Raw genomic sequence first — 11244 nt, forward strand, 5'->3', positions numbered from 1 at the left:
TTTAAAATATACCATGCAGGAAAACATTGTTTTTATAAAGGAAAATATAAGATCCTATTTTTCCAATAAACGTGCTATCAATAGTAAATATTAATAAATTTTCCCGATCTTAAAGTGATAAAATTCAAATTAAGCAAGACCAGTTTTATATTGTTAAATGTATTTATTTTTCTGATCATTATAGTCAGATCTATATATCTTTATGATGTAGTGAAAAATAGAGAGGTTTTTTTTGAATTAATTATTGCTTTTTTAAGTAGTTTTCTTTCATTATTTCCGTTTACTTTTTCCTGGTATAAATTTGGAAGACCAAGACTTACGGACTGGGTTAAATTCTCGACATTTTTATATCTTATATTAAATTATTATCTTGTTTCAGACAAATTTGATTTAAAGGATGTAGGCATTTACGGTGAAGTCTACGTTAATATCTCTTACATATATGATACTTTAGTCGTTATATTTGTTGGACTGCTCACAATAAATTTTATTGATTTTGTTTTTTTAATCATTAATTTTAAAAATATAAAGGAAACAGCAAGTTCTAGTTTAAAATATAATTATGTATTAAGAAATGAAAAAATATTTATTTATATTTCCATTATTTTTATGGTGCTGTCTTACTTTTTACTTTTAACGGGTGTGATAGGGTATGGATCAGACGGAGAGGCAGCATCAGGAACTTATTCTTTCTTGATTCAGATTATCAACTATTTTTCTCCCCTTTTTTACTTTACCTATGTTATTATAAGATACATGTCAGGCAATAATTCAAAATTATTTTCTAATAGTTTTAAATTATATAATATTCTTTATATAGTTTTTGGTTTGGCAGCTGGTATGAAGGGAATATTAATCTTCGGAATCGTATTGTTTTTAATACCTTTCTTAGCCTCAGGAAGAGGGATTCCTCTAAAGGTAATTATACCTTTGGCTTTATTTTTAACGGTGTTGTATCCTTTTAATAGTAATTATCGTGACGCTTTAGCAAATAACAGTTCTAAAATAGCAGCAATGCAAATAGCAGCTGTAAAAACAATGAATATAGATTTTTCAGGTAGCTTGAATAAAAGTACAAACAATTACTCAGACAGGATATCTATGTTTTCTTACTTATTATTTTCGGTTGAAAACGAGCCAGATTGGAATTTTTATAAAAACATGGAGCGTTTTGTTTATTTACCTGTAAGTATGATTCCCAGAATTTTTATACCTTCAAAGCCTTCTGAAGAAAATGGATTACATCTTCAGCAGATGATTGTTAGAGGAATTAAGAATTCACCTACACCAACCGTATATGGATGGGCATATTTGGAAGGGGGGATTATTTTTGTCTTTTTACACATTGCTATTCTTTCAATAGTATTAAATATAATACAGTTCCTTCCATCTAAAGGGAGCATGTTTTATTTTGTTTTTTACTCCCAGGTTCTAATAAAAAGTATAATTATAGAGCAGGATGTGTACTTTTTTATTGCAACTTTGTTTCAAATGATTATAGTGTATTATTTTTTTTCAAAAATATTTTTTAAAAAAGTTAGCAGTAAATAATCATTTTAAAAATAATGATAATTATTTTATTTTTTTTACTCTTATTGTTTACAATACTAGAACACCAGAGAAGATATAATTTTCATTGGGCATTGTTTGTATTTTCTCTTTTTTCTATTGTCTTGCTGGAATCTATTAAGTTTGATTCAGGTATTGACTTTTGGAATACCTATAATCATTACCAGTTCTTTAACTTAAATGATACAAGATATCGTTATGAATTTTTATATAAATATTCAGTTTATTTTTTCAGAAATGTTCTGAATTTCAGCTATCCGTTTTTTTTGTTTTTTTATTATTCTGTCATTTATAGCTTATATTATTTTTCTTTTAATAAAATTACTAAATACCCAATAACTGCATTATTACTTGTATTTGCCTGTACAGTTGGACTTTTTGGGAGTAACCGACAGCTTTTAGCAATTGCAATTGGCTTTTTTGCATATATCTATTTTTTAAAGGAAAAGAAAATATCATATCTGTTTTTTATTTTAATTGCTGCTTTTTTTCACTATTCGGCATTTATCTATGTTTTTTTGGTTTTTTTAGATAGAAGGATAAATCATAAAATTTGGATTGTTACACTATTTGCTTTATTATTATTTAATATCACGGGTATTAATTTTACAATATTTAATTTTGTAATTAGTAATTTTGCTCCTGAAAAAATAGTAAATATTATTAAAGGTTATAATATTGGATTTGCAAAAATGCAATCAAACTATTATATGTTTATAGTCGGAATTGTAAGGAGAGGTTTACCTATATTTCTTATGATTCGATATAAAAATTTTTTACAGGATAAATCTTATTATCAATTATTATTAAACACGTTGTTTTTTTCATTGACAACTTATGTATTCTTTTTTGGAAAGTTAGAGTATATGAGTTCCAGGGTTTCTGTATATTTTATAATTTTAGAGGTTATTTTATATGTCTGTCTGATTCCGATTATGAATAAAATGGGTAGAAAAAATCTTTATTTAATTTTTTTACTTCTGTTCGCAGGGATGGAATTTGTCAGATATGTTTTTGTTGATCCACGACCGTTTGTTCCTTTTAAAACTTTATTTTTTTCTTTTTAAAATCATATGAAAGTCACTTTTTTTCTTAGATTCCCAAATCCAAAATTCTTGAGTATAGCAAAACTATTTTCTGTACTCAGCGCCGAAATGATTAATAAAGGGATAGATACAAAAAATATTTACGAGGTAGATCCAAATTTTTCATTTTTCGGATTTATTAGAACTAACCTTTATTTTAGAAAAAATCAAAATGAGATAAACCATATTACAGGAGCTATACATTGGTCTGTATTTTTGTTAAAAAGAAAAAATACAGTTCTTACCATACACGATGCCGGAAATATTTCAGAACTCAGTGGATTAAAAAAATATCTTTTTAAACTTCTTTGGTTTTACTTACCGTTGAAAAAATTAAAATATATTACAGTAATTTCCGAAAAATCAAAAAAAGAATTAGTAGAACTGTTTCCATGGGCTGAAAATAAAATAACAGTAATACCCAATTGTCTTACTATACCTTATCAGAATTTTGTAAAACCAGCCAATTCAAAGCCAGTAATTCTAGCATATGGATTCTATCCTAAAAAAAACCTATACAGAGTTTTACAGGCTATCGTTGGCATTGATGTTAAAATAATTATTATTGGCTCATTATCTTCCGAAGTAATGAAATTTTTACAAGATAATAATATTGATTATATTAATTATGAAATAGCAACTGAAGAAGAATTAATTGAAGCTTATAAAATTTCTGATATATTATGCTTTCCTTCATTGTATGAAGGTTTCGGATTGCCAATACTAGAAGGGCAGGCGATGAAGTGCTGTGTTATAACATCTGATATGAGTCCCATGAAAGAAGTTGCTGGAGATGGAGCAATCCTTGTCAATCCAAACTCAACTGAAGAAATAAGAAATGCCATTAACGATATAATTTCTGATCAGGAGTTGAGAAATAAATTATTAAAATTAGGGCATCAAAATGTAATAAAGTATTTTCCGGAAATAATTGCCGAAAAATATATTGATTATTATAAAATGATGTTAGACAAGAAGTAATGATACTATAATAAAGTTCGGGCGTATTAAAAATAAAATACTTAGATTAGTTAGGGTAAAAGATAAGATAAAGTTAAATTTTGTTTTTTAATATTTTATGAGAAGGTAATTTTATAAGTGATAATGTTTGGATTAGAATGGATATATTGATTCTTGGTTCAAAATCAATATAAAAATTACAATTAGAAATAAAATAGATATTGCTTCAAGCGTGATATGGTACTGATTTCCTGTTATAGATACTAGTTCAAAAATTACAGGTAAAAATAGCTATTTTATTATGATAGAATAAAAGCAGGATATGTGCAGATTCAACTATTTTGCCGGAGCTAAAGTGTTTTCCAGAACATAAATATTTATTGGAAGATCCTTTATGCGAGAATGCTTGCTAAATTTATCAAAAATGTTAAGTAATGAAAATCTTCAAACAAAGTGCAATAGAATGAAAGCAGTTTTCTTAATTATTGATTATGTTCCTCATCAGGAAAACACAATAAAAAAATTAATTGAAAAAACAGATTGTGAAGTTTTAGCATTTCACGCTGCTCTTTTTGATAAAAGTATTCCTGAAATAAAAAAATTTGAAACCTATCAATATAATCAGTTTACCAAAGAAGATATCTTAAAAAAGATAAAAAAATTTCAACCGGATTTTATTGTTACTGCAGGTTGGATGATAAAAGAATTTATTTGGGTTTGTAAACAGATTACCAAAGATGGAAAAATACCTGTTGTTGCTCAATCTGATACTCCTTGGTATGGGAAAATTACACAAAAGATTAATAGTGCGATTAGTCCTTTTCATCTGTCAAAGGCTTTTACACATCTATGGGTTGCAGGTTATCAACAATATGAATATGCAAGAAAATTAGGTTTTGCCAATAATAAAATTCTTATGAACTCATTAAGCGCAGATGTAAGACATTTTAGTAAGGTGAATATCGAAAATAAAAAGTTAGAATATCCAAGAAATTTACTGTATATTGGTAGATTTTCGGAAGAGAAAGGAATAAAAATATTATTAAATGCTTGGGAAGAAATCAAGGATAAAAAAAGTTGGAAATTAGTTTTTGTAGGTAAAGGTGATTTGAAAAGTGAAATAGATAAATGCAATGACGTAGTAATAAAAGATTATATGAATCAAAAAGATTTATTACTTGAGATGCAAAATTCAGGAGCTTTTGTTTTATCATCCATTTCAGAATCATGGGGATTAGTTCTGCATGAGGCAGCTTCAGCTGGTTTACCTATTATTTGTACAGATGTATGCGGTGCATCTCCTCACTTTGTAATTAATAATTATAACGGCTATAAAGTAAAGCCAGATACAACTTTACTAAAAAATGCTATTGAGAAACTCATCAGTAAAACAGATGAAGAACTTATGAATTTTTCTTACAATAGCAGAATTTTAGGTAACTCTATAACGCAGGATACATCAATAGCAAATTTATTACAGGTAATTTCATGATACTAATAGACGCATTATACATCAACAACAGCGGTGGGAAAGTTCTGTTAGATTATCTTATTGAAGAACTGGAGAAAACCGATAAAGAAGCTTTTTATCTTTTGGATGAACGTATTCAGAAAGAAAAATTACAGTTAAAAAAAAATAAAGTAATATACTTAAAGGCTTCTTTAATAAAAAGAAGAAACTTCTACAAAGAAAATAAAAATAAGTTTTCTTCGATACTGTGTTTCGGAAATCTTCCTCCTAATATTAAAACTTCCGCTAAAGTTTATACCTACTTTCATCAGCTGTTATTTTTGGATCTTCCAAAAGAAATGTCTTTTATAAGTAAAAAGATATACTACATCAAAACACGTTTTCTGAATGCTTTCAAAAAAAATACAGATTACTGGCTGGTTCAGACAGAGTTGGTTAAAGAAAAACTGTCAAAAAAATATGCGATTCCGGAAAGTAATATTTTGGTCATTCCCTTTTATCCTCCTTTCACTTCAGAAGTTAAAACAAATATCAGAAAAGAGCATCAGTATATTTACGTCAGCAATGTGTCAAAACACAAAAATCATCTTAGGCTGATTGAAGCATTCGCGAAATTTTATGATAAACACAAAAAAGGAAAACTCATTCTAACGATTCCTGATGATGCTTCTGAAATATTAAATTCAATTAATGAAAAAGTAAATCAGGGATATCCTGTTGAAAATATTGGATTTGTATATCGAAATTCTTTACGCCAATTATACATGGAATCAGAATATCACATATTCCCATCCCTTACGGAAAGCTTCGGTTTAGGCTTGGTGGAAGCTATAGAAAACGGCTGTAAGGTTATTGGTGCAGATTTACCTTATACCTATGCAGTCTGCAAGCCAAGTCTGGTTTTTAATCCTTTAGAAGTAGATTCTATTACTGAAGCATTATCACTATCTTTGCAAAAAAATACAATAAACTCGGAGTCTAAAGTAAAGAATGAAATCAATACATTAATTTCTTTACTGCATTAAAATATAAATTATGGAAATACAAAATAAAGTCCTTCTTATCACAGGTGGAACAGGTTCATTCGGAACGGCTGTTTTAAGAAAATTCATCAATACAGATCACTTCAGAGAAATCCGTATTTTTTCCCGTGACGAGAAAAAGCAGGATGATATGAGAAACCAGTTTAAAAGCGATAAACTGAAATTCTATATCGGAGATGTAAGAGATTACAGAAGTGTAGAACCTGCAATGAGAGGAGTAGACTATGTATTTCATGCCGCTGCACTTAAGCAGGTGCCTTCATGTGAATTTTTCCCGATGCAGGCCGTAAAAACCAATGTGGAAGGAACTCAAAACGTAATTGATGCCGCAACTAAAAATAATGTGAAAAAAGTAATCTGTCTAAGTACAGACAAAGCAGCATACCCTATCAATGCAATGGGAATTTCCAAAGCAATGATGGAAAAAGTAGCGGTTGCCGCATCACGGAATCTGGAAAATACAACAGTTTGCCTTACAAGATATGGAAACGTAATGGCTTCAAGAGGATCGGTAATTCCGTTATTTGTAAAACAGATTAAAAATGGCGAATCCATTACCATTACAGATCCGAGTATGACAAGATTCTTAATGTCGTTAGAGGAGGCGGTAGATTTAGTTCTTTTTGCTTTCGAACACGGAAACTCAGGAGACCTTTTCGTTAATAAAGCGCCTGCAGGAACCATCGGAGATCTTGCTCAGGCTTTGAAAGAAATGTTTAAAGCCGATAATCCGGTAAAAGTAATCGGAACGAGACACGGTGAAAAACTCTACGAAACCCTTTGTACGCGTGAGGAAATGCTGAAAGCAGAAGATATGGGAGAATTTTACAGAATTCCTGCCGATAACAGAGATCTTAATTACGCACAGTATTTTTCAGAAGGGGTAGAAGATATTTCCAAAATAGAAGACTACCATTCTCACAATACAAAACAGGAAGATGTTGAAGGAATGAAGAAACTTTTATTAAAACTCCCTTTAATCAGAAAAGAAGTTCTGGGAGAAGATATAATGCAATATCCTGATTAATTTTTATTATGGCTATTCCTGCAATCATAGAAGGAGGAAAATATTCTGACGAAAGAGGCAGTTTGTTTTTTAACAATAACTTTGATGTTTCGGCAATTAAAAGAATATACTGTATCGAAAATAAAGATACAGATTTTATAAGAGGCTGGACAGGTCACAAAACTGAACAGCGATGGTTCTCTGCATTACAGGGAATCTTTATCATAAGATTAATAAAAATTGATCATTGGGAAACACCCTCAAAAGATTCAGAAATTTTGGAATTTGAACTTCATGCAGATCAGTTGGATATTCTTCATATTCCACAAGGATATGCAAGTGCCATTCAATCCAAAGTGGAAGGATCAAAATTATTGGTAATGGCAGATTATGCTTTGGGAGAAATAGAAGATGATTATCGGTTTTCTATTGATTACTTTAAAAATTTACAGCAATGAAAAAAGTAGGAATTACCGGACAGAACGGCTTCGTTGGTTCGCATTTATATAACACTTTGGGCTTACAGCCTGAAAAATTTGAAAGAATTTCTTTCGAAAGAGATTTTTTCGAATCTCCTGAAAAACTGGACGACTTTGTAAAGCAATGTGATGTCATTGTACATCTTGCAGCGATGAATCGTCATCCCGATCCGGAAGTAATCTTCAATAATAATGTAGAGCTTGTTAAAAAACTGACAGACTCTTTACAGAGAACAGGATCAAAAGCACACGTTCTTTTCTCATCATCTTCTCAGGAAGAAAGAGATAATCTGTACGGTAAATCTAAAAAAGAAGGCAGAGAATTATTTGCAGACTGGGCAAAAAACAATGGAGGTAAATTTACAGGGATGATTATTCCTAACGTTTTCGGACCTTTTGGAAAACCGAATTACAATTCTTTCATCGCAACATTCTGTCATAAACTTACCCACGGCGAAAATCCTGTGATTGATAATGATGGAGAAGTAAAATTAATCTATGTCGGAGAACTTGTTCAGGAAATCATCAATCAGATTGAAGTTGCAGAAACCAACGAATTATATGAAGTTCCTCACACATCCGTAAATAAAGTTTCTGAAGTTTTAGCTAAACTTGAAAATTACAAAAAACTGTATTTTGATAACGGAGAAATTCCGGTGTTGGAAACGAAATTCGATCTTAATCTTTTTAATACATTCCGCTGTTATTTTGATATTAAAAATCATTATCCCGTAAAATTTACACAGCACACCGATCCGAGAGGAGCATTTGTGGAAGTAATTCGTTTGGGAATCGGCGGACAGTGTTCTTTTTCCACTACTGTTCCGGGAATTACCAGAGGAAACCATTTTCATACAAGAAAAATTGAAAGATTTGCGGTAATTAAAGGAAAGGCTCTTATTCAATTAAGAAAAATAGACAGCGATGAGGTTCTGGATTTTTACTTAGACGGAAACGAACCTGCTTATGTAGATATGCCGATTTGGTATACCCACAATATTAAAAACATCGGAGAAGAAGAACTGTACACTATTTTCTGGATCAATGAACCCTTTAATCCGGAAGATTCAGATACCTATTTTGTGGAAGTTTAATAATATTTAATTATAAACTTAACGGGCTTCTCGAATAAACAGACATTAAAATTTATCTTTGCAAAGGCAAAAAAAATACAATGAAAAAACTAAAAGTAATGACGGTTGTAGGAACACGACCGGAAATCATTAGACTATCAAGAGTATTATCAGCTTTGGATGCTTCCGAAGCCATTGAACATATTATCGTCCATACAGGTCAAAACTACGATTACGAGCTGAACCAGATCTTTTTTGAAGATTTGGGACTTCGTAAACCGGATTATTTTCTGGAAGCAGCAGGTAAAACGGCAACAGAAACGGTGGGAAATATTTTAATTAAAATAGATCCTCTTTTGGAAGAATTGCAGCCTGAAGCATTTTTGGTTTTAGGAGATACCAATTCTTGTCTTTGTGCCATTCCTGCCAAGAAAAGACAGATTCCTATTTTCCATATGGAAGCAGGAAACAGATGTTTCGATCAGCGTGTTCCGGAAGAAACCAACAGGAAAATTGTAGATCACACTGCAGATATTAATTTAACGTATTCAGACATCGCAAGAGAATATCTTTTAAGAGAAGGGCTTCCTGCGGACAGAATCATCAAAACGGGTTCTCCTATGTTTGAAGTGCTGAATCATTATCTTCCTCAGATCGAAAGTTCAGATGTTTTAAGCCGTCTGAATTTAGAAGAAGGAAAATATTTTGTGGTATCATCTCACAGAGAAGAAAATATTAATTCTGAGAAAAACTTCAACGGATTAATAGAAAGTTTAAATGCCATTGCAGAAAAATTTGGCTATCCGATCATTGTTTCCACACACCCGAGAACCAGAAATATGATCGATAAAAAGCAGGTTGAGGTAAGACCGGAAATTCAGTTCTTAAAACCGCTTGGATTCCATGATTATAATGCGTTACAGATGAGAAGTTATGCGGTTTTATCAGATTCAGGAACTATTTCAGAGGAATCTTCCATCTTAAATTTCCGCGCTTTAAATATCAGAGATGCACACGAAAGACCGGAAGCAATGGAAGAAGCATCTGTAATGATGGTCGGTTTATCTCCGGAAAGAATCTTACAGGGATTAACGCAGCTTCAGCAGCAGAAAGTAGGAACAGAAAGAAATTACAGACCGGTTTCAGATTATTCAATGCCAAATGTTTCAGAGAAAATGGTAAGAATTATTCTGAGTTATACAGATTACGTTAAAAGAGTTGTTTGGAGCAAAAAATAATGAAAAATCTCTGGATCGCAACCGAACTTTTTTATCCTGAAGAAACTTCAACTTCTTTTATTCTCACAAAAATAGCAAACAGACTTTCGGAAAAGTATGATGTAAAAGTTGTTTGCGGAGATCCTGTGTATGACAAGCAAAAGAAAAGCAGTCATTTTAGTCTGGATTCTCGCGTAAATGTTCACAGAATAAAAGGATGGGGCGGAAACAAAAACAGTCTGTTGAGCAGATCTTTAAGGTTTGTTTTTCTGTCTCTTTCTATCTTTTTCTATCTTTGGAAAAACGTTAAAAAGGGAGAAAAGGTTTTTATGGTTACAAATCCGGCGCCTTTAATTCTGCTTGTTTCAATCCTTAAAAGATTAAAAAAAATTGAATTAATTATTCTGGTTCATGATGTTTTTCCCGAAAATACTATTCCTGCCGGAATTATTAAATCTGAAAAGTCAGTATTATACAGAGTTCTCAGAAGTATTTTTGATAAAGCGTATTCAAAAGCTGATCTGCTGATTACATTAGGCAGAGATATGCAGAAAGTTATTGAAGCTAAAATCAGAAAATATAACCGCCATTCGAAAATTGAGATCATTGAAAACTGGGGAGATACGGAAGGTATTTATCCGCTCTTAAAAGAAGAAGTACTTAATGAGGATTCATCTTTAAAAGACAGGATCATCTTTCAGTATGCCGGAAATTTAGGAAGAGTTCAGGGATTAATTGAATTATTGCATATTATAAAAAAAGTGAAAAACGACCGATTGGCTTTTCATTTTGTAGGAGAAGGTGCTGTTAAAGACACCATGATAGAATATGTAAAAGAAAATCAACTGACCAATGTTTTCTTTGATGGGGCTTATTCAAGAGAAGATCAGCTTCAGATATTAAACAAGGCAGATGTATCTTTTGTAAGTTTAGCGCCTAAAATGTTCGGATTGGGAGTTCCTTCAAAAACATACAATATTTTAGCTGCCGGAAAACCGGTTTTATATGTTGGAGAAAAAAACAGCGAAATAGATTTACTTTTAAGAGAGGAAAATATAGGGTATTCATTTCAGCATTTCGAAGAACAGAACATTCTGGATTTTTTTAATTCTTTCGATGAAACGTCTGTTCAAGGATTAGAAATAATGAAACAAAAAGCAAGAAAAGTAGCAGAGGAAAAATTTTCAGAAGAGATCATACTGAATAAATTTTATAATATTATTTAAATGAAAGTGCTATTCACAGGAGCCAACGGTTTTTTGGGGAAAAATGTAATTCCTTTGCTTCAGAAGAAAAATTTTGAAGTAAAGACCTTTGGAACTTCCAATGCAGATTATATAT

General features: G+C 31.1%; 10 protein-coding genes. All 10 read left to right on the forward strand.

The window, feature by feature from the left end:
- Window positions 1-210 precede the first annotated feature (210 nt).
- The gene (locus WFK35_RS15370; protein ID WP_336733335.1) at window positions 211-1551 is read left to right on the forward strand and encodes a hypothetical protein; all 1341 of its coding nucleotides are present in this window, start codon (window positions 211-213) and stop codon (window positions 1549-1551) included.
- 14 nt (window positions 1552-1565) lie between these two features.
- Window positions 1566-2636: an EpsG family protein gene (locus tag WFK35_RS15375; RefSeq protein WP_336733336.1), complete on the forward strand. Its 1071-nt coding sequence runs from the start codon at window positions 1566-1568 to the stop codon at window positions 2634-2636.
- Window positions 2637-2684: 48 nt separating this feature from the next.
- On the forward strand, window positions 2685-3635 hold the full coding sequence (locus tag WFK35_RS15380; protein WP_336733337.1) for a glycosyltransferase family 4 protein: 951 nt from the start codon (window positions 2685-2687) through the stop codon (window positions 3633-3635).
- 403 nt (window positions 3636-4038) lie between these two features.
- Entirely contained in the window at window positions 4039-5106 is a 1068-nt protein-coding gene (locus WFK35_RS15385; protein ID WP_336733338.1) for a glycosyltransferase, read from the forward strand.
- A complete protein-coding gene (locus WFK35_RS15390; protein WP_336733339.1) occupies window positions 5103-6110 on the forward strand; it encodes a glycosyltransferase in 1008 nt (335 codons plus the stop codon). Before WFK35_RS15385 ends, WFK35_RS15390 begins: the two co-directional genes overlap by 4 nt.
- 10 nt (window positions 6111-6120) lie before the next feature.
- On the forward strand, window positions 6121-7155 hold the full coding sequence (locus tag WFK35_RS15395) for a polysaccharide biosynthesis protein (RefSeq protein ID WP_336733340.1): 1035 nt from the start codon (window positions 6121-6123) through the stop codon (window positions 7153-7155).
- Between the two features lie 8 nt (window positions 7156-7163).
- Window positions 7164-7592 (forward strand): WxcM-like domain-containing protein, encoded by a 429-nt coding sequence (locus WFK35_RS15400; RefSeq protein WP_336733341.1) that lies wholly within the window; start codon window positions 7164-7166, stop codon window positions 7590-7592.
- Window positions 7589-8707, forward strand: a complete 1119-nt coding sequence (locus WFK35_RS15405) for a polysaccharide biosynthesis C-terminal domain-containing protein (protein WP_336733342.1) — start codon at window positions 7589-7591, stop codon at window positions 8705-8707. The genes WFK35_RS15400 and WFK35_RS15405 overlap by 4 nt, the downstream gene beginning before the upstream one ends.
- 80 nt (window positions 8708-8787) lie before the next feature.
- A complete protein-coding gene (wecB, locus tag WFK35_RS15410; RefSeq protein WP_336733343.1) occupies window positions 8788-9924 on the forward strand; it encodes a non-hydrolyzing UDP-N-acetylglucosamine 2-epimerase in 1137 nt (378 codons plus the stop codon).
- A complete protein-coding gene (locus tag WFK35_RS15415; protein WP_336733344.1) occupies window positions 9924-11129 on the forward strand; it encodes a glycosyltransferase family 4 protein in 1206 nt (401 codons plus the stop codon). Before wecB ends, WFK35_RS15415 begins: the two co-directional genes overlap by 1 nt.
- Window positions 11130-11244 lie beyond the last annotated feature (115 nt).

The organism is Chryseobacterium sp. VD8 (assembly GCF_037149975.1).
GTDB lineage: Bacteria > Bacteroidota > Bacteroidia > Flavobacteriales > Weeksellaceae > Chryseobacterium > Chryseobacterium indicum.